At 32.9% G+C, this 24,382-nt stretch carries 21 protein-coding genes; 1 reads left to right on the top strand and 20 read right to left on the bottom strand.

Annotated elements, in window-relative coordinates; genetic code table 11:
* Positions 1-82 precede the first annotated feature (82 nt).
* From JQN76_RS07860 to fakB1, 20 genes are all read right to left on the bottom strand, one after another.
* On the bottom strand, positions 83-1,078 hold the full coding sequence (locus tag JQN76_RS07860; protein ID WP_001248939.1) for a YvcK family protein: 996 nt from the start codon (positions 1,076-1,078) through the stop codon (positions 83-85).
* On the bottom strand, positions 1,075-1,986 hold the full coding sequence (rapZ, locus tag JQN76_RS07855) for an RNase adapter RapZ (RefSeq protein WP_000369722.1): 912 nt from the start codon (positions 1,984-1,986) through the stop codon (positions 1,075-1,077). Before rapZ ends, JQN76_RS07860 begins: the two co-directional genes overlap by 4 nt.
* 766 nt (positions 1,987-2,752) lie before the next feature.
* Entirely contained in the window at positions 2,753-3,688 is a 936-nt protein-coding gene (trxB, locus tag JQN76_RS07850; RefSeq protein ID WP_000134963.1) for a thioredoxin-disulfide reductase, read from the bottom strand.
* A 66-nt stretch (positions 3,689-3,754) separates the two neighbouring features.
* Positions 3,755-5,194, bottom strand: coding sequence for a tetratricopeptide repeat protein (locus JQN76_RS07845; protein ID WP_000057543.1), 1,440 nt, complete (start codon positions 5,192-5,194; stop codon positions 3,755-3,757).
* 7 nt (positions 5,195-5,201) lie between these two features.
* Positions 5,202-5,687: an acyltransferase gene (locus JQN76_RS07840; protein WP_001224793.1), complete on the bottom strand. Its 486-nt coding sequence runs from the start codon at positions 5,685-5,687 to the stop codon at positions 5,202-5,204.
* Between the two features lie 7 nt (positions 5,688-5,694).
* Positions 5,695-6,534: a prolipoprotein diacylglyceryl transferase gene (lgt, locus tag JQN76_RS07835; RefSeq protein ID WP_000513312.1), complete on the bottom strand. Its 840-nt coding sequence runs from the start codon at positions 6,532-6,534 to the stop codon at positions 5,695-5,697.
* A 5-nt stretch (positions 6,535-6,539) separates the two neighbouring features.
* The gene (gene hprK, locus JQN76_RS07830; RefSeq protein WP_000958224.1) at positions 6,540-7,472 is read right to left on the bottom strand and encodes an HPr(Ser) kinase/phosphatase; all 933 of its coding nucleotides are present in this window, start codon (positions 7,470-7,472) and stop codon (positions 6,540-6,542) included.
* A 619-nt stretch (positions 7,473-8,091) separates the two neighbouring features.
* Positions 8,092-10,938 carry an excinuclease ABC subunit UvrA gene (gene uvrA, locus JQN76_RS07825; protein WP_001836960.1) on the bottom strand — a complete coding sequence of 949 codons (2,847 nt, stop codon included), beginning with the start codon at positions 10,936-10,938 and terminating at the stop codon, positions 8,092-8,094.
* Between the two features lie 7 nt (positions 10,939-10,945).
* Positions 10,946-12,931, bottom strand: coding sequence for an excinuclease ABC subunit UvrB (gene uvrB, locus JQN76_RS07820; protein WP_000229236.1), 1,986 nt, complete (start codon positions 12,929-12,931; stop codon positions 10,946-10,948).
* A 268-nt stretch (positions 12,932-13,199) separates the two neighbouring features.
* A complete protein-coding gene (locus tag JQN76_RS07815; protein WP_000638419.1) occupies positions 13,200-13,436 on the bottom strand; it encodes a CsbA family protein in 237 nt (78 codons plus the stop codon).
* Positions 13,433-14,083 carry a YfbR-like 5'-deoxynucleotidase gene (locus tag JQN76_RS07810; RefSeq protein WP_000538141.1) on the bottom strand — a complete coding sequence of 217 codons (651 nt, stop codon included), beginning with the start codon at positions 14,081-14,083 and terminating at the stop codon, positions 13,433-13,435. Before JQN76_RS07810 ends, JQN76_RS07815 begins: the two co-directional genes overlap by 4 nt.
* A gap of 173 nt (positions 14,084-14,256) precedes the next feature.
* Complete coding sequence (locus JQN76_RS07805) at positions 14,257-15,096, bottom strand: CHAP domain-containing protein (RefSeq protein WP_000749383.1); 840 nt, start codon at positions 15,094-15,096, stop codon at positions 14,257-14,259.
* 147 nt (positions 15,097-15,243) lie between these two features.
* A complete protein-coding gene (locus JQN76_RS07800) occupies positions 15,244-15,351 on the bottom strand; it encodes a hypothetical protein (RefSeq protein ID WP_072384807.1) in 108 nt (35 codons plus the stop codon).
* A 153-nt stretch (positions 15,352-15,504) separates the two neighbouring features.
* Positions 15,505-16,615 (bottom strand): peptide chain release factor 2 gene (prfB, locus tag JQN76_RS07795; protein ID WP_014667688.1). Its coding sequence is split into 2 segments (ribosomal slippage): positions 15,505-16,542 and positions 16,544-16,615, totalling 1,110 coding nucleotides; the frame shifts between segments, so codons are not numbered across the junction.
* A gap of 168 nt (positions 16,616-16,783) precedes the next feature.
* Positions 16,784-16,888: a hypothetical protein gene (locus JQN76_RS07790; protein WP_001790092.1), complete on the bottom strand. Its 105-nt coding sequence runs from the start codon at positions 16,886-16,888 to the stop codon at positions 16,784-16,786.
* 41 nt (positions 16,889-16,929) lie between these two features.
* On the bottom strand, positions 16,930-19,461 hold the full coding sequence (secA, locus tag JQN76_RS07785; protein WP_000506535.1) for a preprotein translocase subunit SecA: 2,532 nt from the start codon (positions 19,459-19,461) through the stop codon (positions 16,930-16,932).
* A gap of 413 nt (positions 19,462-19,874) precedes the next feature.
* A complete protein-coding gene (gene hpf, locus JQN76_RS07780) occupies positions 19,875-20,447 on the bottom strand; it encodes a ribosome hibernation-promoting factor, HPF/YfiA family (protein ID WP_205397763.1) in 573 nt (190 codons plus the stop codon).
* A gap of 60 nt (positions 20,448-20,507) precedes the next feature.
* Positions 20,508-21,182, bottom strand: a complete 675-nt coding sequence (locus JQN76_RS07775) for a ComF family protein (protein ID WP_001057965.1) — start codon at positions 21,180-21,182, stop codon at positions 20,508-20,510.
* Positions 21,175-22,257, bottom strand: coding sequence for an ATP-dependent helicase ComFA (locus tag JQN76_RS07770; RefSeq protein WP_001548033.1), 1,083 nt, complete (start codon positions 22,255-22,257; stop codon positions 21,175-21,177). The genes JQN76_RS07775 and JQN76_RS07770 overlap by 8 nt, the downstream gene beginning before the upstream one ends.
* Positions 22,258-22,620: 363 nt before the next feature.
* Positions 22,621-23,487 carry a fatty acid kinase binding subunit FakB1 gene (gene fakB1, locus JQN76_RS07765; protein ID WP_000686344.1) on the bottom strand — a complete coding sequence of 289 codons (867 nt, stop codon included), beginning with the start codon at positions 23,485-23,487 and terminating at the stop codon, positions 22,621-22,623.
* Positions 23,488-23,630: 143 nt separating this feature from the next.
* Between fakB1 and JQN76_RS07760 the strand changes: the two genes are divergently transcribed.
* Positions 23,631-24,272 carry a YigZ family protein gene (locus JQN76_RS07760; protein ID WP_000192957.1) on the top strand — a complete coding sequence of 214 codons (642 nt, stop codon included), beginning with the start codon at positions 23,631-23,633 and terminating at the stop codon, positions 24,270-24,272.
* Positions 24,273-24,382: the final 110 nt, after the last annotated feature.

Genomic DNA, 24,382 nt, shown 5'->3' with positions numbered 1-24,382 from the left:
CATGATTCACCTTAGAACCACTGTCTATTTTCATTTTTTTACACAGCTCTATTATCATATCATAATATGATTACGTTCTATATTATTTACGTTTATCACTTGGTACGAAAGGAATAGTACTAATTAATTCTAAAGCTATGTCATAAATCATTGTCGATAACACTTTAGTATTATGTCTTACTAAATGATTTTCAGAAATTTCAACTAAATTTGAAGATGTTTTTACATTTATGCTTTCTTTTTCAAGTTCAGCCTTATTAACTTCAACTGGTTTAGAATGTTTTTCTTCATATTTTTTCAAAACTTGAGCATTGAAAGTTTGTGTACTACAAATGACATAATCAATAAACGGTTGTCCAGCTTGTCTATGAATCGCGTCGATATGATCTTTCACGCTATAACCATCTGTTTCCCCAGGTTGCGTCATCACATTAGAAACATATAGCTTAGGCGCATCAGAATGAATTAACGCATCTGAAATACCATTCACACATAAGTTAGAAATAACGCTCGTATATAATGACCCTGGTCCAAGAACGATTAAATCTGCTTCCCTTAAAGCATCGATTGCTTCTTCCATTGGTTGCACATCGTTAGGTTCTAAAAACACACGATCAATTTTTTTATGTTTTTTAGGAATATTTGTTTCTCCAAAAACAATTTCTCCATCTTCCATAACAGCATTTAATTGCACACTTGTATTTGTAGATGGAATGACTCTACCTTTAATATTTAAAATTTTACTTAATGCTTTAATGGCATGTCCGAAATCATTCGTAATATTAGTCATACCTGCGATTAATAAATTACCTAATGAGTGACCGCTAATTTGATTTTCTTCAAAGCGATACTGAAAAAGTTGGCTTAAAACTGACTCAGAATCACTTAAAGCTGCAATCACATTTCTGATGTCTCCTGGTGCTGGTATATCCATTTCATCTCTGATTTTCCCTGTACTCCCACCATTATCAGCAACTGTTACAATCGCCGTAATATCAATTGGGAATTCTCTTAATCCCCTAGCCATAACTGATAAGCCAGTGCCACCACCGATAAGTACAACTTTTATTTGTCTCATTTTTTCTCGCCACTTTCAATATGTGCGTCCCTATGATGCACATAAACATTATATTCAAATACTTCATTTAGATAATTACCTAGTCGTTCTGCTAATGCTACAGATCGATGTTGTCCACCCGTACAACCGATGGCAATTACTAATTGAGATTTCCCTTCTTTTTTATACCCGGGTATCATAAAATCTAACAAATCAGTTAATTTTTCAAAGAAAATCTCCGTCTCTTTCCATTTCATAACATAATTATAAACGTCTTTATCTAATCCTGTTAAAGGTCTTAAATCTACTACATAATATGGATTTGGTAAAAATCGTACATCAAATACTAAATCTGCATCCATCTGAATCCCATGTTTAAAACCGAAACTTGTGACATTAATTGTAAAAGTTTCAAACTCTTCATCTTCATAGTATCGACGAATGCGTTCTTTTAATTCTTTAGGTGATAACTTTGTAGTATCTATAACAAAATTAGCTATACTTCTAATTTGAGACAAATGCTCTCGCTCATCATTAATTGCATTAATTAAGGATCTTTTACCTTGTTCCATCAAAGGATGTGCACGACGCGTTTCCTTATATCTTGAAATTAATTTTTCAGTACTTGCTTCTAAAAACATAACATCAATGATGACGTCACTTTCACTTTTAACTTTATCCACTACTGCAACTAATGAATTAAATAGTTCCTTACCTCTTAAATCAATTGCAATTGCCACTTTTCTTAAGGATGGATTTCCTTGTTCCATCAACTCTACAAATTTAGGTAATAACACTGGTGGTAGATTATCTACACAAAAATATCCCATGTCTTCTAAACATTGAATAACCAAAGATTTACCTGCGCCAGATAAACCTGTTACAACTAATAGTTCACTTTTACTTTTTTCTTTTTCATTATTATCCATTATTTTTTCACCGCCAAAACGAATTTCATGATGTTAATTTAAATGTTCTATGACAAAATTAAGCAACGATGTTTTATATTTATTTCCAACTATGTCTAGATTAAATTTCTAAAATTATACATCATTTAAAAGGAGCTTGGGACATAAATCAATGTCCTAGGGTCTATAATATTATATTGCTAGTAGTTGACTGAATGAAAACGCGCTTGCAACAAGCTTTTTTCAACTCTAGTCAGGGGCCCCAACACAGAGAAATTGGATTTCCAATTTCTACAGACAATGCAAGTTGGGGTGTGGGCCCCAACACAGAGAAATTGGATTTCCAATTTCTACAGACAATGCAAGTTGGCGGGGCCCCAACACAGAAGCTTACGAAAAGTCAGCTTACGATAATGTGCGAGTTGGGGTGGGACAACGATAAAGAAATACTTTTTCTATAGAAATTAGTATTTCTTATGCATGAGTTTTACTCATGTATTCCTATTTTTAAGTACACATTAGCTGTGGCTAATGTGTAAGAACCACTACATAATAAATCATTAGTGGCTCTTTATCATTTCTGTCTCACTCCCATAAAGTTATAAGTTTAATATAACATATAAAAAAACTAGAACTCATTGAAACGCACAAATGATACGTACTAAGTTCTAGTTTTCTATATAATTTGCTTTAATTTAAAAGTAAGACATTATTTTAACAATGTGATGACACTATTAAAATAAATATCCAAATAACTTACAACTCAACATCTTAATTCGACCTCGAATTAAGCTTGATCGTTTAAATGTTCAATATATTCCGCTGCACTTTGCGCTGCAATACTACCATCGCCAGTAGCAGTGACAATTTGGCGTAAACCTTTGTCACGAACATCTCCTGCTGCAAAAATACCTGGTACTGATGTTGTCATATCATCTTTTGTCACAATATAACCAACATCATTCGTAATACCTAAGTCTTTAAATGGCGCTGTTAATGGTTTCATACCAATATAGATGAATACACCATCAGCCTCGTGTGTTTCTTCTGAACCATCTTTTGTAGACGTTAATGTCACAGAACCCACTTTGCCGTCTTTTTCATTAATTGATTTCAAAGTATGACTCCAAATAAAGTCGATTTTATCATTTTTGAATGCTCTATCTTGTAAAATACGTTGTGCACGTAACTCATCACGACGGTGAACGATTGTTACTTTGTCAGCAAATTTAGTTAAGAATGTTCCCTCTTCTACTGCTGAGTCACCACCACCGATAACGAATAGGCGTTTATTTTTAAAGAATGCACCATCACATACTGCACAATAACTTACACCGCGTCCACCAAGTTCTTGTTCACCCGGAACACCAATTTTCTTGTATTCTGCACCTGTAGCAATAATGACCGCTTTCGCTGTTAATTCTTTATTACCAAAGTTAATCACTTTATATTCGCCTTTATCTTCTACAGATTTAATATCTCCATATTGATAAACTGCACCAAACTTTTTAGCGTGTTCAAACATTTTTGTAGATAAATCTGGACCTGTAATCATTTCGAAACCAGGGAAGTTCTCTACTTCTTCTGTATTAGCCATTTGACCGCCTGGAATACCTCTTTCAATCATAACTGTTTTTAAATTAGCACGTGATGCGTATACTGCAGCAGTCATACCAGCTGGACCTGCACCGATAATTGCTATATCAAAATCTATTTCAGTCATTTTATTAACGCCTCCTCATTATTAATCATTATGCGCATTATATAATAAATCTAACTTTTCATAAATCTATATGCTCAAGAGAAATTCAATCATTTTGTTCAGTTTATATTGTGTTATGCCTAACCATGTTGTAATTTGCTTCTTTGTAACGTTTCGAGGTTGATTTTTAAAATACAAATAAATAAACGCACCGATATATGGCTCAACATCAGTTAAATCTACTTTTTCAGCAATTATGAGTTCACCTTGATTAATCCATGCAACCATTAAATCATTTTCACTTACAAATAATTCATTTTGGTAAAGCGTTAACAAGCCGCGATGAATGAAGTCTAATTTATTGAGCGTTAAACCTTGAACTAAATACGTTAAATACAATTTCTCATAATTATTTAGATTTTCCAGAACCTGCCAAATACTTTCCGTCATCACAATTTCTTTACCATTTAATTGATCCAATAAAAAAATACCATATAAACGATAATGACTGTCATCACTTTGAAGTAATGGCAAAATATGTTGGTCAAAAACTTCTTTGCTATTTTCAATTACCCAAGGCGCATGTCCAATTTCCACTTTAGAAATTTGCTTCAATTTATCCCAGTAGTAATGACTTTCGTCTTCTTCACCTAAATAATAATAATTATATGCTAAAGCATTGTACATTTGAATTGATAAAAATTTCCCTTTTTTATATAAAGGGTACAACAATTGTTGTGATGCACGATACTGCTTTAAATAACTTAATACAATACCTAATTTAAAACTTTCATCGTCATTCATAGGTACAACTTTGTTTAATATTTTTAAATATTTTTGATATTGTTCATTTTCCTTAGTGTTATAAAGTAGCAAAGTATAATGGCATAATGCATATATATCTGTACTATCCTCTTGTAATAGTGCTTCGTACAATGCTTTAGCCGTATCATATTCACCGAGATATAAATAACACATTGCCAATAAATTACGTACGACACGATGATCTTGAACTTCTTGTGGTTGATGTAAGACATAATTCTTTGCATCTTTTAATCGACCTTGAGAAAAAAGATATTGGAATAGTATTTGAACTACAAACAATTGAGCTTCAAGTTCAATTTGTTCTTCGCTTTGATATTTCACATCAAACATTTGATCTAATTCATCTCTATAATCTTGGTCGTCGCTAACAATAACATAATTAATACCAAACAAGAATGCCTTGTTTGGTTCGTTAACTTCAATGTTGAGCTGACTCAATTCATAAAAGCTATCTTCTAGATGCCTATTATAAATAATATTGTCATAAAATAAATGTTCTGCTTTTTTAGCAATACCAAGTTGCACTAGACATTGTGCATAATCAATTTGAATTTCCAGATCATCAGGTGACAATTCTAACACTTTTTCAAAGTATTCAGCAGCTCGTTTATATTCTCTTTGTTTAAACTTCTGTTTAGCCATTTTACGATAAAATGCATCATCAAAAGTCATTGGAATTACATTATTATTCTTTTGCGCCATAAAATTGTCACCTCCTAATCATTTTTATATACATAGGGTTGCCATATGCAAATCCATTATCCGGTATATCTTTTGAAACAACCGTACCAGCTGCAACTTTTACATTGTCACCAATCGTTATACCGGGTAAAATGGTAGCATTTGCACCAATCAAAGTGTTAGATCCTATCGTCACTGGTCCATAACGAAATTCATCAACTAATGCTTCATGCGTCAAAATTGTTACATTGTAACCAATAACACTGTTACTACCAATCGTAATCAGTTCTGGGTAAAAAATATCTAACATTACTTTATAAGCTATCGACGATTGATTACCGATATTAATATTTAAAAGTTGTTTATATATATGTCTTTTCAGTACCATACTTGGAATAAATTTCGAAAATTCAATGATAATTACATTCTTAAAAACTTTCGAAAATTTAACAAGACGGTATACACGCCATAAAGGGTTTGTATGATGATGTGTTTTTGATAAAAATTTTCTCAAAATATCACTACTTCACTTTTTTTGTTGGCCATGGAAGCGCCCCAACTTTGCTATACAACGGTGGATTATACTTAATCCTTCTATATACAATTAAACTTATACTTATTAAAATTAAAAGAATTGATACTAATTGTGCAACTCTAATATTACTTGTGAGCATTAAGCTATCTGTACGTAATCCTTCTATAAAGAATCGACCAATTGAATACCAAGTTAAATATAAAAAGAATGTTTCTCCTAATTTTAAATGTTTACGAATATTAACTAAGATAATAAATCCAGCGACATCCCAAATGGATTCATATAAGAATGTTGGATGATAATATTGGCCGTTAATATACATATTTTCTATTATAAAATTTGGCAAATGTAATTTTTCTAAAAAAGCGCGTGACACAGGTCCACCATGTGCCTCGTGATTCATAAAGTTACCCCAGCGTCCAATTCCTTGCGCTAAAATTATACTTGGCGCAACGATATCACCAATTTGAAATGGGTTTAAATTTTTCACTTTACATACAATAACACCAGCAATAAAGCCACCTATTAAACCACCATGTATTGCTATTCCACCATGCCATATTTTAATAATTTCACTTGGATTTTCCACGTAATATGGCCATTGGAAAATCACAAAATAGATTCGTGCCGCGATAAATCCAAATAGTGCACTATAAAAAATAATATCTACTAAAGTATCTTTATGTAATCCTGCTTTAACTAGTGCACGTTGTGCAACAAAGTAACCAAGTAATATTCCGACAGCAATGATAATTCCATACCATCGTACACTCAGTGGTCCTAAGTTAAATGCCACAGGATCTATATAGTTAAATACAATACCCATTCAACCTACTCCTCACTCTTATGACTGTTCTTGATAATTTCTTCATTTAATCTTTCACTAAATTCTTCGGCAGTGTTAATGCCCATGATATTTAATCGATAGTTCATTGCAGCGACCTCAATAATTACCGCAACATTTCTACCAGGTCTTACAGGTATTGTTTTTTTAGTGATTTCAGTATCTAAAATACTTAGCGTCTCTTCATTAAGACCTACGCGGTCATATAACTTTTGCTTGTTCCAGTTTTCCAAATTAATATTTAATCTAATTCGTTTTTCAGTTAATATTGAACCCGCGCCAAATAAAGTCATAACATTGATAATACCTAGTCCACGTATTTCTAATAGATGTTCTATTAACTTTGGTGGTTTCCCTATTAGTTCATCTTTATTAATTTGACGTATTTCTACATTATCATCTGCTACTAATCTATGCCCACGTTTAACTAATTCCAACGCAGTCTCACTTTTACCTATTCCTGAATCACCGGTAATTAGTACACCAACACCGTAAACATCTACTAAAACACCATGTAAAGATGTCGTCTTTGCAAGTGCATGCTCTAAAAACGTTGTTAAGCGACTCATTAAACTTGTAGTCGCATCTTTAGCAACTATAAGTGGGGTATTTAATTCTTTTGCAGCTTCAACTAATTCTTCTGGTGGCTGCAATCCACGCGTCACAATAATTGCAGGCGTTTCTGGTCTGCATAGTTTACGCATACGACCTGCGCGATCCTTATCTGGTAATAAATTGTAAAACGATAGTTCCGTTGTTCCTAATAGTTGTATTCTATCTGACGCATAATGTGAAAAATAACCTGCCATCTCTAAGCCCGGTCTTGATATATCAGCATTTTTAATTGGCTTCGATAGTCCTTCTTCACCAGCGATTAAATCTAACTTTAATGTTTCAACTAGTTTTTCTGTCGTTAACATGGGTTCACCTCAATTGTATTTATCCCTACTCTTACATCTCTTCTTATCATATCAAAAATATAACACCAATCTACATTGAAAAGCTAAAATAAATATTAATTGTTCATTATTGTTATTATTTTACAAGTCAATATCAATCATTAATTTATTGCTTGCTTAATTTACATGGTTCATATCGCCATAAAAGTCCGAGCCATAAATCAATGACCTAAGCTCTACAATGATATATTGGAATTAGGTGGCGGGGCCCCAACACAGAGAATTTCGAAAAGAAATTCTACAAACAATGCAAGTTGGGGTGGGCCCCAACATAAAGAAATACTTTTTCTTTAGAAATTAGTATTTCTTATGCATGAATTGCACTCCCATTCCTATTTTTAAGTACATAATAGCTGTGGCTAATGACAAAGAACCACTACATAATAAATCGTTAGTGATTCTTTATCATTTCTGTCCCACTCCCATTCCTACGATTAGTCAAGTCTTTATGTTTAGCAACTCTAGATTGACCCTATCTTAACATAATTCTTTTTACGCATCTTTTCTTTCTACTATTCATTACTAAATTAATAAAAAGAAGCAAAGGATAAATTTATAACATCCTTCACTTCTTTTAATCTTATTTATCTTCAGTATTTTGTTTATCTCGTTCAAGTACTTCTTTTAAATACTTTCCTGTATATGATGACTTTGTCTGAGCAATATCTTCGGGTGTGCCAGTCGCAACAATAGTACCACCGCCACTACCACCTTCAGGACCTAAGTCTATAATATAGTCTGCTGTTTTGATAACATCTAGGTTATGTTCAATAATTACAACAGTATCACCATTTTCAACTAATCGGTTTAATACTTTTAATAATCTACTAATATCGTCAACATGTAACCCTGTTGTCGGTTCATCTAGGATATAAATAGATTTACCAGTTGAACGTTTATGAAGTTCAGATGCAAGTTTCACACGTTGAGCCTCACCACCTGATAACGTTGTAGCTTGTTGACCTAATGTGACGTATCCAAGACCAACATCAACTAGTGTTTGTAACTTGCGCTTAATCTTAGGAATATTTTCAAAAAATTGTGTTGCTTCTTCAACAGTCATTTCTAAAATGTCAGCAATATTTTTACCTTTGTAAGTAACCTCTAGTGTCTCACGATTATATCGTTTACCATCACACACTTCACAAGGAACATAAACATCAGGTAAAAAATGCATTTCAATTTTAATAATACCGTCACCTTTACAAGCTTCACAGCGTCCACCTTTTACATTAAAACTAAAACGCCCTTTTTGATATCCTCGAATTTTAGCTTCATTTGTTTGCGCAAACACATCACGTATATCATCAAACACACCAGTATATGTTGCTGGATTAGAGCGTGGCGTTCTACCTATCGGTGATTGATCAATATCAATAATTTTATCAAGTTGATCAATACCTTCAATCTTATCGTACAATCCTGGCTTTACTTTAGATTTATTAATTTTTTGAGCTAATGATTTGTATAATACTTCATTTACTAATGAGCTTTTACCAGAACCTGATACACCTGTAACAACCGTCATGATTGATAGTGGTATGTCCACATCAACCCCTTTAAGATTGTTGCTTCTAGCTCCACGTATAGAAATTTTACGATCTGAAGCCGGTCTGCGATATTCAGGTACTTCAATACGTTTCTTACCACTCAAGTATTGTCCTGTTAATGATTTTTTATCTTTCATTACCTTTTGAGGAGTACCACTAGACACAATCTGTCCTCCATGTTCACCAGCACCAGGACCTATATCCACTAAGTAATCAGCCGCACGCATTGTATCATCATCGTGTTCAACTACAATTAAAGTATTTCCTAAATCTCTCATTTCTTTAAGTGTATTAATTAATCGATCATTATCTCTTTGATGCAGTCCAATTGATGGCTCATCTAATACATATAAGACACCAGTCAAACGCGACCCAATTTGCGTTGCTAATCGAATACGTTGTGCTTCACCACCTGAAAGTGTACCTGAAGCTCTGTTTAACGTTAAATATTCAAGTCCCACATTATTTAAAAAAGTGAGTCGGGAAATAATTTCTTTCAATATTTGATTTGCAATCGCTTGATCTTGTTCTGACAAATCAATGTTTTTATAATAGTTCAGCGCTTGACTGATTGAATATTCGACTACTTCACCAATATTTAAACCACCTACATAAACAGATAACACTTCACGACTCAATCGCTTTCCATGACAAGTTTCGCAAGGTAGTTCAGTCATATATTTACTCATCATTTCACGTGTATATTCTGAAGGAGATTCATGGAATCGTCTACTTATATTAGGAACTACACCCTCGAAAACCATTGTTCGTTTTCTAGTACCACCTTGACGTTGTGTAAATGTAAATTCAATTTCTTTGTCACCAGAACCATACAATAAAATATCACGTTGACGTTCTGTTAACTTTTTAAAAGGTTTATCCATATTGATTTTATAAACTTCACAAACACGTTTTAACAATGTTGGATAAAAATCAGAACTCGTCGGTATCCAAGGTTCTATTGCACCTTCGTTTAGCGTCTTATCTTTGTCGGGAACAACCAAGTCTACATCGACTGTTAACTTTTGGCCTAAGCCATCACATGTCGGACAAGCACCAAAAGGACTGTTAAAGCTAAACATTCTTGGTTCTAACTCTCCGATTGAAAATCCACATATAGGACAAGCATGGCTTTCTGAAAACTTAAGGTCTTCCCCGTCAATGACATCGACTGTTAATTGTCCTTCTGAAAGCTCTAAGGCAGTTTCTATAGAGTCAGCTAGTCGTGTTTCAATTCCATCTTTAACAACTAATCGGTCTACAACAACTTCTATTGTATGATTCTTGTTCTTATCTAAAGTAGGTACATCATTTACATCAACAATTTCGCCATCGATTCTTAAACGTACATAACCTTTTTTACCAATATCTTCGATTAGCTTTTCATGACTACCTTTACGATGAGCGATGACAGGTGCTAATAATTGAATCTTTGTACGTGCCTCTAATTCCATAATGCGGTCAACCATTTGTTGTACTGTTTGCGATTCAATTTCTATATTGTGATTTGGACAGTAAGGTTTACCAACACGTGCATATAACAAACGTATATAATCATATATTTCTGTTACTGTTGCTACAGTTGATCTTGGATTTTTACTTGTTGTTTTTTGATCTATTGAAATTGCTGGCGATAATCCTTCAATTGTATCAACATCTGGTTTGTCCATTTGGCCTAAAAATTGACGCGCATAGGCACTTAATGATTCAACATAACGTCGTTGTCCTTCAGCATATATAGTATCGAATGCTAATGACGATTTACCTGACCCAGATAAACCTGTCATAACAATTAATTTATTTTTAGGTAGTTCAATATCAATATCTTTCAAGTTATGCGCACGAGCACCTTTTACTACTATGGATGGTTCTTTCATTTACTTGTCACCCTTCTGCTTTTAATTCAAATAACATATCTCTTAATTCTGTAGCTTTCTCGAAATCTAAATCTTTCGCTGCTTGTTTCATTTCTTTTTCTATATTGTCGATTGTCTTTTGACGTTCTTTTTTCGTCATCTTCTTAGGTATCACAGTTTGTGCTTTGTCATTATTTTCGTCATTTTCAACAGTAGCACTAATTAAATCATGTATTTTTTTATTAATTGTTTTAGGTGTAATACCATGTTTTTCATTATGTTTCATCTGTATTTCTCGACGACGTTGTGTCTCATCAATTGCATACTTCATCGAATCAGTCATTTTATCGGCATACATAATGACTTCACCTTTATCGTTACGCGCAGCTCTACCTATTGTTTGAATTAATGAGCGGTTAGAACGTAAAAATCCTTCTTTATCTGCATCTAATATGACAACTAGAGAAACTTCTGGTATATCAATACCCTCTCTTAATAAATTAATACCTACGATAACATCATATGTACCCATTCGTAAGTCTCTAATTATTTCGATTCGTTCTAATGTCTTGATTTCTGAATGCAGATAATTAACTTTAATACCCGCTTCTTTCATGTATGTGGTTAAATCTTCACTCATCTTTTTAGTGAGCGTTGTAACAAGTACGCGTTCATTACGCTCAACCCTTATTTGAATTTCACTTAATAAATCGTCAATTTGATTTTCAGTAGGTCTAACCTCAATCTTAGGATCCAGTAAACCAGTAGGACGAATAATTTGTTCAACCATCTTATCCGTATGTTCAATTTCGTATGGTCCAGGCGTTGCAGATACATACACAAGTTGTTTTGTCTTTTCTTCAAATTCTTCAAATTTAAGTGGACGGTTATCTAATGCACTCGGTAATCTAAACCCATGATCCACCAAAACTTGTTTACGCGCTCTGTCTCCGTTATACATGCCTCGAACTTGCGGTAATGTCACATGTGATTCATCAATCATTACTAACCAATCATCGCCAAAGTAATCCAATAAAGTATATGGTGTCGAACCCAGTGGTCGCAAAGTTAAATGTACGGAATAGTTTTCAATTCCTGAACAGAATCCCATCTCTCGCATCATTTCTAAATCATAGTTGGTACGCTGTTCTAACCTTTGTGCTTCTAGTAATTTATTCTCATCTCGTAATTCTTTCAATCGTTCTTCCAATTCTTTTTCAATACGTTCAATCGCAACTTTCAACTTTTCTTCACGTGTTACGAAGTGAGAAGCTGGGAATATCGCAAAATGTTCTCTTTCTTTCAACACTTCACCTGTTAGGTAGTTAACTTCTCGGATACGGTCAATCTCATCGCCGAAAAACTCAACCCTTATACAAAGTTCTTCTTTAGAGGCTGGGAATATTTCAACTACATCACCACGCACTCGAAACGTTCCTCGTTGGAAATCGATGTCATTTCGTGTATATTGCACATCTACAAGTTTTCTAAGTAATTCACTTCTATCCATTTCCATACCAACTCGAACACTTACTACTAAATCTTTATATTCTTCAGGATTACCTAAACCATATATACAACTTACACTAGCAATAATAATTACATCATCGCGTTCAAATAATGCACTTGTAGCAGAATGTCGTAGTTGATCAATTTCATCATTGATTGAGGCATCTTTTTCAATAAAAGTGTCAGTAGACGGTACGTATGCCTCTGGTTGATAATAATCATAGTAACTTACAAAGTATTCCACCCTGTTTTCAGGAAAAAATTCTTTAAACTCACTATATAATTGTCCTGCTAATGTTTTGTTATGCGCGATAATTAACGTTGGTTTCCCAACTTCTTTAATAACATTACTCATCGTAAATGTTTTCCCTGTGCCAGTAGCACCTAATAAAGTTTGATGTCTTTTCCCCGCTTTAATACCTTCCACGATTTCTTCAATTGCTTGCGGTTGGTCACCTTGAGGCTCAAAATCAGAATGTATTTTAAAAGGATAATGTTCAACCATTGTCACATATGCCTCCTCTTTCAACGTATTATTTATATTTCCGCTCAACTCTTTGCTTTCTCATTACATATTTTAGCAAAGTAGTCACACAAAAAGCAAACGTTTGTTCGTAAAAATATCGAACAAAGAAAAACAAACATAGTTGTGCTAACTATGCTTGCCTTAAATCAAATCGTTTATCTTGTTATTTTTAGTATGTAAATACACATTATATTAATCATCATTTTGTTTCAACAAATTTGTTTGAAACATTATTTTAAAGTTAATCTTAGCGATCTTCATCTTGATGTTTATGAAATTCGAGTTGATCTATAATTAAATAACCAGCTAATAATGACACTACATCAATAAAAATAATCCACTCGTTATGGAAATACTCTTTATAGATTGAGGCACCAATTAAAATTAATGTCAGAATAGTACCGACCCATTTACTTCTTGTTATTACACTAAATAATACTACCAAGACACATGGAAAGAATGCTGCGCTAAAATACCATATCATTCATTTTCCTCTTTTCTTTTATTTAAAATGTTCATGGTTGTTTCTCTTAATTCTGTTCTAGGTATAAAGTTTTCAGTCAACATTTCTGGAATGATATTATTAATAAAATCTTGTACAGATGCTAAATGGTCAAATTGAATAATTGTTTCTAGACTCATTTCATAAATTTCGAAAAATAATTCTTCGGGATTACGTTTTTGTATTTCTCCAAATGTTTCATAAAGCAAATCAATTTTATCAGCAACTGAAAGTATTTGGCCTTCTAATGAATCATCTTTACCTTCTTGCAGTCGTTGCTTATAAACATCTCTATATTGTAATGGAATTTCTTCTTCAATAAAGGTCTCTACCATTTCTTCTTCAACTTGCGAAAATAATTTTTTTAATTCACTACTCGCATATTTAACAGGTGTTTTTATATCACCAGTAAACACTTCGGCGAAATCATGATTTAATGCTTTTTCATATAAGCTTTTCCAATTAATCTTTCGTCCATGATATTCTTCAACTGTTGCTAGATATTGAGCAATTTTAGTTACTTTAAAGGAGTGTGCTGCAACATTGTGTTCAAAATATTTAAATTTTCCAGGTAATCTTATAAGTCTTTCCATATCTGATAATCTTTTAAAATATTGATGTACACCCATTTCAATTACCTCCTCCATTAATTAATCATAAATTATACTTTCTTTTTACATATCAATCAATTAAATATCATTTAAATATCTTCTTTATATAACTCTGATTAAATGATACCAAAAAATCCTCTCAACCTGTTACTTAAACAGGCTAAGAGGATAGTCTTGTCTTGATATATTACTTAGTGGATGTAATTATATTTTCCTGGATTTAAAATTGTTCTTGAAGATTTAACATTAAATCCAGCATAGTTCATTTCAGAAACAGTAATTGTTCCATTAGGGTTTACAGATTCAACAACACCAACATGTCCATATGGGCCAGCAGCTGTTTGGAAAATAGCGCCAACTTCTGGTGTTTTATCTACTTTAAATCCTGCAACTTTTGCTGCGTAATTCCAGTTATTTGCATTGCCCCATAAACTTCCTATACTTCTACCTAATTGTGCACGACGATCGAAAGCATAATATGTGCAGTTTCCATAAGCATATAAGTTCCCTCTGTTAGCAACTGATTTATTGTAGTTATGTGCAACAGGTACAGTTGGTACTGATTTTTGTACTTGAGCAGGTTTGTATGCTACATTAACTGTCTTAGCTACTGCTTGCTTAGGTGCTTGCTTAACTACTACTTTTTTAGACGCTTGTTGTACAGGTTGTTTTACTACCTTTTTAGCTTGGCTTGCTTTTCTTACTGGTGTTTTAACCGCTTTAGTTTGTTTCACTTTATTTTGAGGCACAAGTGAAATCACGTCACCAGGAAAAATTAAAGGTGTTACACCAGGATTGTATGAATATAATTGATTCAACGTTAAGTGATGCTCTAAAGCAATCTTATATAATGAATCGCCAGCAACTACTGTATAAGTTGTCGGTGATTGCGTTTGTGCTTGAACATTTGATACATAATTATGTTGAACAGGTGTTTTTACTTGTGTGCCATGTTGTTGTGCATGTGCTGCATTATTTAAAGCTAAAAAAGCTAACACTGACGAAACCGTCACTGTAAGAGATTTTTTCATCTTGCTGTCATTCCTTTGCTGTTAGTATTTTAAGTATGCAAATACTATAGCACAATACATTTTGTCAAAAGCTATTGTTATAACGATGTAATCAAATGGTTAACAATTTAAAAAGAATACAACCTTTTATCATAGTGTAAAATGTATTCATACCATGTAATTGAGAACGTTTTCAATAATTAATTCAATACCTTGAAAATCGTCATAGGTAATATTACTAAATGCACACTGCATATGTTGTTTTAACAAACACAACTTTTAAAAAATATATTCTAACCCTATCTACCGAATTGTACTTAAATATTCATAAACAAATCATATTCCAAAATCTAATTTACAATTTATTTAGCTACCTTTAAAAAAACCAAAAACCGATGCCCTTTTAGAGCCTCGGTTTTAAAATATATATTAATCGTGCGACATTGTCTGTCTTAAATATGATTCGATAAATGGTCCAATGTCTCCATCCATCACTGCATCAACCTTACCTGTTTCTTCGTTCGTACGATGATCTTTCACCATTGAGTATGGATGGAAAACATATGATCTAATTTGGCTTCCCCAGCCGATTTCTTTTTGTTCGCCACGAATTTCAGCCATTTCACGTGCCTGCTCTTCCAATTTTAATTGATATAATTTAGACTTTAACATTTTCATAGCTGCTTCACGGTTTTTAATTTGAGAACGTTCATTTTGGTTATTAACAACTATACCTGAGGGGTGGTGGGTAATTCGTATTGCCGATTCAGTTTTGTTAATATGCTGACCACCTGCACCAGAAGCTCTGAATGTATCAACTGTAATATCATCCGGATTGATTTCAATCTCTATTTCATCATTATTAAAATCTGGAATCACGTCGCATGATGCAAATGATGTATGACGACGTCCTGATGAATCAAATGGAGAAATTCGTACTAGTCGGTGTACACCTTTTTCAGCTTTTAAATAACCATAAGCATTATGCCCTTTGATGAGCAATGTTACACTTTTAATCCCCGCTTCATCCCCAGGTAGATAATCAACAGTTTCAACTTTAAAGCCTTTCTTCTCACAATAACGTTGATACATTCTAAATAGCATATTAGCCCAATCTTGAGACTCCGTGCCACCTGCACCAGGATGTAACTCTAGAATTGCGTTATTGGCATCGTGAGGCCCATCTAATAATAATTGCAATTCGTATTCATCCACTTTAGCCTTAAAATAAATGACCTCTTGCTCTAAGTCTTCTTTCATTTCTTCATCAAATTCTTCTTGTAATAAATCCCAAGTAGCATCCATGTCATCTACTTCTGCTTGTAGTGTTTTATAACCATTAACTATTGCTTTTAACGCATTATTTTTATCTATAATATCTTGCGCTTTCGTTTGGTTATCCCAAAAATTAGGTTCTGCCATCATTTCTTCATATTCTTGAATATTAGTTTCTTTGTTCTCTAAGTCAAAGAGACCCCCTAATTTGTGTTAAATCTTGATTATACTTATCTATATTTCGTTTGATTTCTGATAATTCCATAGCATTCGCTCCTATTTATATTTCAATTCAAGTCATTGATTTGCATCTTTTATAATGCTAAATTTTAACATAATTTTGTTAAATAACAATGTTAAGAAATATAAGCACACTGACAATTAGTTTATGCATTTATTGTTAAAAATCAGTACATTTATCATCGACATATGCCTAAACCGATTTTTTAAAACTAAGTACATAACAACGTTTAACAACTTCTTCACATTTTTTAAAGTATTTAACGCTTGTAAAATAAAAAGACTCCTCCCATAACACAAACTATAGGTGTTTAATTGGAAGGAGTTATTTTATATCATTTATTTTCCATGGCAATTTTTGAATTTTTTACCACTACCACATGGACAATCATCGTTACGACCAACTTGATCGCCTTTAACGATTGGTTTCGGTTTCACTTTTTCTTTACCATCTTCAGCTGAAACGTGCTTCGCTTCACCAAACTCTGTTGTTTTTTCACGTTCAATATTATCTTCAACTTGTACTACAGATTTTAAAATGAATTTACAAGTATCTTCTTCAATATTTTGCATCATGATATCAAATAATTCATGACCTTCATTTTGATAGTCACGTAATGGATTTTGCTGTGCATAAGAACGTAAGTGAATACCTTGACGTAATTGATCCATTGTGTCGATATGATCAGTCCAATGGCTATCAATAGAACGAAGTAAAATCATACGCTCAAACTCATTCATTTGTTCTTCTAAGATATCTTTTTGACTTTGATATGCTGCTTCAATCTTAGCCCAAACGACTTCGAAAATATCTTCAGCATCTTTACCTTTGATATCATCCTCTGTAATGTCACCTTCTTGTAAGAAGATGTCATTAATGTAGTCGATGAATGGTTGATATTCAGGCTCGTCATCTGCTGTATTAATATAGTAATTGATACTACGTTGTAACGTTGAACGTAGCATTGCATCTACAACTTGAGAGCTGTCTTCTTCATCAATAATACTATTTCTTTCGTTATAGATAATTTCACGTTGTTTACGTAATACTTCATCGTATTCTAAGATACGTTTACGCGCGTCGAAGTTATTACCTTCTACACGTTTTTGTGCTGATTCTACAGCTCTTGATACCATTTTTGATTCAATTGGTGTAGAGTCATCTAAACCTAGTCGGCTCATCATTTTCTGTAAACGTTCAGAACCAAAACGAATCATTAATTCATCTTGTAATGATAAATAGAAGCGACTATCCCCTTTATCACCTTGACGTCCAGAACGACCACGTAACTGGTCATCAATACGACGAGATTCATGTCGCTCTGTACCTATTACTGCTAAACCGCCTAATTCCTCTACGCCTTCACCTAATTTGATATCTGTACCACGACCAGCCATGTTAGTGGCAATAGTAACGGCACCTTTTTGTCCAGCGCCTGCAACAATTTCAGCTTCACGTTCATGATTTTTCGCATTTAACACATCATGACGGATACCACGTTTTTTAAGTAAATTTGAAATATATTCAGAAGTCTCAACTGCAACAGTACCTAATAGCACTGGTTGCCCTGCCTTGTGTTTTTCAACAACATCTTCTACTACTGCATCAAATTTACCTTTTTGGCTAATGTAAATTAAATCAGACTTATCGTTACGTTGCACAGGTTTATTTGTCGGAATTTGAGTTACTGTCATGTTATAAATATTTCTAAATTCTTCTTCTTCAGTTTTAGCTGTACCTGTCATACCCGCAAGTTTATTGTACATTCTGAAATAGTTTTGGAATGTAATAGACGCCATAGTTTTAGATTCATTTTGAATTTGAACGCCTTCCTTCGCTTCAATAGCTTGGTGTAAACCTTCCGAGAAACGACGGCCTGACATTGTACGTCCTGTAAATTGATCGACAATTAATACTTCGCCATCAACAACCATATAGTCTACGTCACGTTGTAATGTAACGTGCGCACGTAAAGCTGTGTTGATATGACTAATAACATCAACATTTTGTACATCATATAAGTTTTCAACTTTGAACATACGTTCAGCTTTATCCGCACCTTGTTCTGTTAAATGTACAGCTTTCGTTTTTTCATCGTATTTATAATCTTCGTCCTGTTTTAACATTTTCGCAAAAACATTTGCTTGTGTATAAAGTGACGTCGACTTTTCAGCTTCACCAGAAATAATTAATGGCGTACGTGCCTCGTCGATTAAAATTGAGTCAACCTCATCAATGATTGCAAAATGTAATGGACGCATTACTCTATCTTCAGAATAATTCACCATGTTATCTCGTAAGTAATCAAAACCTAGCTCATTATTAGTACTGTAAGTAATGTCTTGTGCGTATGCTTCACGTTTTTCTTCTGTCGTCTTACTGTTTAAGTTTAATCCGACAGTCAAACCTAAGAAGTTATATAACTCAGCCATTTCTTCACTTTGAACACTTGATAAGTATTCATTGACTGTAATAACATGAACACCTCTACCAGCTAATGCATTTAAGTATGTTGGCATTGTCGCTGTTAATGTTTTACCTTCACCTGTTCTCATCTCAGCGATATCACCTTTATGAATTGCAATACCACCCATAATTTGAACTTTATATGGTGTCATATTGAATACACGTTTAGAGCCTTCTCTAACAAGTGCATATGCTTCTGGTAAAATTTTATCTAAATAATCATTTTGCTTTTTGACATTATCAATGTCAGCTAATTCTGTTTGGAATTGTTTCGTTTTATTACGAATTTCTTCATCAGTTAAAATTGCCGTTTTTTCTTCTAAAGCGATTACTTTATCAGCAAGTTTACCTAACTGTTTAATTTCTTTATTATTGCCATCAAGAATTTTTGATAAAAATCCCATTTCGTTCGCTCCTTTAGCTAAAAAACTGTTTGGCCTACAACAATATATCTTATCATTTATAGTTAGAAAATTATACTTATTTACTCATTTGTAGAATCAATATAAATATATTTATGACATACTTCATTCACATTCTGTTGTCAACAAGTTTATCACTAATAAATATATTCTCAATACGCAATTATACTTCCTAATAAATTATATTATAAATATTTTACGATTTTCGACTCGGACTATACAATAGACTGACATACTATTATTAACTTAACATTCAAATATATACATCCATTAACATTAGCATAGTCACTATGTTTCATTCAACAAATTACATTATCGAACTATGAAATAGTCATAATTTGCTTTTGGAGTATAAAAAAGCACTTGTGCAAAAACACAAGTGCTTTAAACTTAATTTATTGTTCACTAGTTTGAATCAAGCCATATTTACCGTCTTTACGGCGGTAAACGATACTTGTTCCATCAGTTTCTCTGTCTGTGAATACAAAGAAGTCATGACCTAATAGATTCATTTGTAATACCGCTTCTTCTGAATCCATTGGTTTTAAGCTGAATTCTTTTGAACGAATAATTTCTATCTCGTTATCATCGTAAGCGTCATTATCAACTTGTGTTTCTTGCATTTCTTGTAATTCGGCAACAAACACTTCTTGATCTCCTCGATCACGGCTCTTACGATTAATACGTGTTTTATATTTTCGAACTTGTCTTTCAAGTTTATTATTAATTAAATCAATACCTGCGTATAAATCATCGTTTCGCTCTTCAGCTCTTAACGTAACATTTTTCAATGGAATTGTTACTTCAATTTTAGTAGCTGAATTTGAATAAGTTTTAACTTTAACATGCGCCACTGCATTTGGTACGTCATTAAAATAACGTTCCAACTTACCAATTTTTTCCTCAATATAGTTGCGAATAGAATCTGTGATAGTGAGGTTATCTCCATGAATTTCAAATCTAATCATAGTAATCTCTCCTTAAACCTCTTTATTGGTAACTCTTTATTATATTTTAACATTTTTACGCTATCGTGCAAACGCAAACACTTTGAATTTTCTGATATTTTTAGCATATAATTTACACCCTGCACGATGAATTGTTAATCCAGTTGTATAAATATCGTCAACGAGTAATATTTCCTTGCCATTTAAATCTAATTCCGTATCAATAATAAATGGATTTTCATCTGCCAGACGCTCTTTCTTAGTTAAATGAGACTGTTTTGGTCTATTTGACATCTTTAAAATCTTATCAAAGCGAATCCCTTTAGCTTTTAGTACTGCTTCTACCGGGTTAAATGTTCTAGATAAATCATGTGCCGGCGAAGAAGGAATTGGCACAATATAGTCATAAGATGTTTGTGGTATTTCAATCAAATGTGCCAATAATTCACATAAATAATAGTCTTTCAAAAATTTATACTGATGTATCATCTCTTTCATTAAACCGTCATATTGAAATTGACAATATAATTGTTCCATTAAATTAAAGTGTGCCGATAGAAACTTGCAGTCTAAACAATACGCTTCATCTTGATTTAAGTGTTTTAAGCACCTTGAACATCGCCTTGCTTTAATATCAAGTTTAATATTGTCCCAATTCTCTTTGCATCTGTCACATAATCTATTAGGTTTCTTGAACAAATTATAAATGGTTATATTTTCATATAACTTAGCACCACAACTCAAACAATTATTCATCAATCCAACCTCTTTTTAATGCTAATTTGTTCATCCTTTGAATCTCTTTTTTAGCTTGAATCATATTCATACTTACTCCTTCATGGAAAAACAATACTTTTCCAGTAGGACATTCTAATTTTCGTCCAACACGTCCAGCAATTTGTATTAAAGCCTCTTGAGTATATTGATGTGCATCGATAACAACAACATCCAAATTTGCCATTGTAAATCCACGTTCTAATATTGTCGTAGTAAAAATGACATCGAAATGTCCATTCCTTAATTGTTCAACTTTTTCAAAGCGAAAAACATCCTCGCTATGGACGTATGTTAATTTAGTAATTTTCTGCTTATAAACCGAAAATGTTTTAATCATTGTTTCTATATTGTTAAAAAACACCAGTGTATAACGTTGATTATTAATTTGATCTTGTAAAATTCGGTATAACATTTTCTGAATCTTCTTATTATTAAGTTTGAAATAACGATATTTAGGAACTGGAAGTGATTTTTTATGAAAGCGAGCTGGCAATTTAATTATATTTTCGTGGGGAATCTCTGACAGAAGTTGTTTCGGTGGTGTTGCTGTCATATAAATTGTTGCATGTTCAACTTTAGAAGATGACTTCAATGCTTGTTGTAGATTTTTATCCATTGATAAAGGAAAGGCATCGACTTCATCAATAAAAATAGTATCAAAGTGCTGTTTGAATCGGTAAAGTTGATGCACTGTGCATACAACAAAATGCCCTTCAAATTGTTGTCTTGATTGCTGGTGTAGTATGTCTATATCTTCATTAAGAAATGCGTCTTTAATACGTTTACTAATTTCTACAACAACATCTACACGCGGTGACACAATAGCTATATTATCTCCCTGTATTCTTGCATATTGAATGCCTTGAAACATCATTTCTGTCTTACCTGCACCTGTTACGGCATATAACAAAATCGTTTGTCTCTTTCTAATGGCTCGAACAATATGTTCTGAGGCATAAGACTGCTGTTCCGACAATTCAAATGAGAGATGATAATATGCTTGTGATGAACTTTGCGAACTCTCTGTTATTTTATATCTTGTTACATTATCCATTCGACCCAGTGATATACAATTTCTGCAATATACAATTTTCTTGGAATGTACTGAGGAATCATACTGATAAAAATGCTTTGGATTTGTACTTTCACATTGAACACAATAATAGTTTGAATTTTGTTTGATGACACCTATTACTTCTTTTTTAATTTTTTCATTAGTAAGTGAAGTATGAGGATGAATTAATTTCCCGTAATGTTTAATGCTTAAGACCTCATTTCAACGTAAAAAAGAGCCTAATATTATAATGATTTTCTTATATCTTTAGCATTTTGACTTTCAAATGATGAACATTTAAAGCCATGTATACGAGAGATAATTTCCAATTACAATATAGACTCTTTTATTAAAATTTTATAATTATGTTAATCTTATTTTTCTGCCAACATAGCCTAAACCTAATCCACCAGAACCTAAATGCGCTGCAACAACTGGACCAAACTCAGAGTATGCTACTTGATAACCTGAAGGACAATCTTCTTGTAACTTTTTGTATAACGCTTGACCATCTTCAAAATGATCTCCATTTATGACAAATAAAGTTACTTCTTCAAAGTCTTTTACAATATCTAATACTTTCTTTTCTAATGTTTGAATGGCACGCTTTTTAGTACGAACTTTTTCTTCTGGTATAATCTTGCCATCTTCAAACTTAAGAACTGGCTTCATTTTCAATAATGTTCCAACCCATGCTTGAGCACCAGTAATTCGACCACTTTTTTGTAAATTCTTTAAGTCATCAACAATTAAATATGCACCTGTGTGTTCACGCATATTAGTTAAATCATCAATAATTTGCTGTGGCTCGTATCCTTCTTCAACCATTTCAATAGCACGTAATACATAACATCCTTCAATCATTGCTGCAAGCTTACTATCAAATGCATGTACATTAACACCTTCAACCATTTCCCCTGCTTGATAACTAGATTGATAACTTCCACTAATCCCACTTGATAAGCAAATGACAATGATATCTGTGTAACCTTGATCTCTTAACATTTCATATTTAGTAATCCATTCGCCAATTGCTGGTTGGCTTGTTGTTGGAATCGTTTGAGACGATGCCATTTTATTATAAAATTCTTCAATTGCTATTTCATTACTTTCTGTAAAGTTCTTCCCATCATCAAAAGTCACACTTAATGGCGCTATTTGAATATTATATTTATCGATTAAGTCCTGCGACAGATAACTTGTAGAATCGGTCATCACAGCAATTTTCATAGTCGTCCTCCTAAAATATACTCATAGCAATGATACAATATTTCAGTTAAAAAGAAAATGGCAATCAAACGATTTATAGTCATGTCATTTTCAGTGTATAATGAAGATTAAATAATCTTAAGCTTATGAATTAAGGAGTTATTATGACACAAAATATCATTACTGTTAAAAAAGAACACATTATTGAAAATGTGATTAGTAAATCAAGATTCATTGCTCATATCAAACCTGTTCAAAATGAAGAAGAAGCTAAAGCATTTATTGCTGCAATAAAAAAAGAACATAAAGATGCCACTCATAATTGTTCTGCATATACTATTGGACCTGAAATGAATATTCAAAAAGCGAATGATGACGGTGAACCGACAGGAACTGCCGGTGTCCCAATGTTAGACATATTAAAAAAGCTCGATGTTCATAATGCGTGTGTCGTAGTAACAAGATATTTTGGTGGTATTAAATTAGGTGGTGGCGGTTTAATTCGCGCCTATAGCGGTGCTGTTAGAGACGTCATTTATGATGTCGGACGTGTCGAACTACGAGAAGCAGTACCATGTATAGTAACACTGAATTATGATCAAACTGGTAAATTTGAATATGAATTAGCTTCAACTCATTTTATGTTAAGAAACCAAACTTACACTGATAAGGTAAGCTACTATATCGATGTCGTTAAAAGTGACTATGAAGCGTTTATTAACTTTTTAAATCAAATGACTGCTGGAAATTTCGATTTGACTGAAGAAACTCCAAAGCAGTTGCCTTTCGATATACCAACTGAATAAAAATAAAAAGCACTATCATAAGACGGTAAATATCAATTGCGTATTATTAAACGACAATTGAAGTACACGTTTATGGCAGTGCTTTTTTATATTTGAAATTTAATACATAA

The sequence above is a fragment of the Staphylococcus sp. SM3655 genome, from assembly GCF_016917315.1.
Classification (GTDB): Bacteria; Bacillota; Bacilli; order Staphylococcales; family Staphylococcaceae; genus Staphylococcus; species Staphylococcus aureus.
The sequence above is the reverse complement of the archived record's forward strand: the minus strand, read 5'-3'. Positions and strand labels throughout refer to the sequence as shown.

Excerpts from the sequence above, each read along its gene's own strand:
- JQN76_RS07860 (WP_001248939.1), bottom strand. The coding sequence starts at position 1,078 with ATGAGACAAATAAAAGTTGTACTTATCGGTGGTGGCACTGGCTTATCA.
- rapZ (WP_000369722.1), bottom strand. The coding sequence starts at position 1,986 with ATGGATAATAATGAAAAAGAAAAAAGTAAAAGTGAACTATTAGTTGTA.
- trxB (WP_000134963.1), bottom strand. The coding sequence starts at position 3,688 with ATGACTGAAATAGATTTTGATATAGCAATTATCGGTGCAGGTCCAGCT.
- JQN76_RS07845 (WP_000057543.1), bottom strand. The coding sequence starts at position 5,194 with ATGGCGCAAAAGAATAATAATGTAATTCCAATGACTTTTGATGATGCA.
- lgt (WP_000513312.1), bottom strand. The coding sequence starts at position 6,534 with ATGGGTATTGTATTTAACTATATAGATCCTGTGGCATTTAACTTAGGA.
- hprK (WP_000958224.1), bottom strand. The coding sequence starts at position 7,472 with ATGTTAACGACAGAAAAACTAGTTGAAACATTAAAGTTAGATTTAATC.
- uvrA (WP_001836960.1), bottom strand. The coding sequence starts at position 10,938 with ATGAAAGAACCATCCATAGTAGTAAAAGGTGCTCGTGCGCATAACTTG.
- uvrB (WP_000229236.1), bottom strand. The coding sequence starts at position 12,931 with ATGGTTGAACATTATCCTTTTAAAATACATTCTGATTTTGAGCCTCAA.
- JQN76_RS07815 (WP_000638419.1), bottom strand. The coding sequence starts at position 13,436 with ATGATATGGTATTTTAGCGCAGCATTCTTTCCATGTGTCTTGGTAGTA.
- JQN76_RS07810 (WP_000538141.1), bottom strand. The coding sequence starts at position 14,083 with ATGGGTGTACATCAATATTTTAAAAGATTATCAGATATGGAAAGACTT.
- JQN76_RS07805 (WP_000749383.1), bottom strand. The coding sequence starts at position 15,096 with ATGAAAAAATCTCTTACAGTGACGGTTTCGTCAGTGTTAGCTTTTTTA.
- secA (WP_000506535.1), bottom strand. The coding sequence starts at position 19,461 with ATGGGATTTTTATCAAAAATTCTTGATGGCAATAATAAAGAAATTAAA.
- hpf (WP_205397763.1), bottom strand. The coding sequence starts at position 20,447 with ATGATTAGATTTGAAATTCATGGAGATAACCTCACTATCACAGATTCT.
- JQN76_RS07775 (WP_001057965.1), bottom strand. The coding sequence starts at position 21,182 with ATGAATAATTGTTTGAGTTGTGGTGCTAAGTTATATGAAAATATAACC.
- JQN76_RS07770 (WP_001548033.1), bottom strand. The coding sequence starts at position 22,257 with ATGGATAATGTAACAAGATATAAAATAACAGAGAGTTCGCAAAGTTCA.
- fakB1 (WP_000686344.1), bottom strand. The coding sequence starts at position 23,487 with ATGAAAATTGCTGTGATGACCGATTCTACAAGTTATCTGTCGCAGGAC.
- JQN76_RS07760 (WP_000192957.1), top strand. The coding sequence starts at position 23,631 with ATGACACAAAATATCATTACTGTTAAAAAAGAACACATTATTGAAAAT.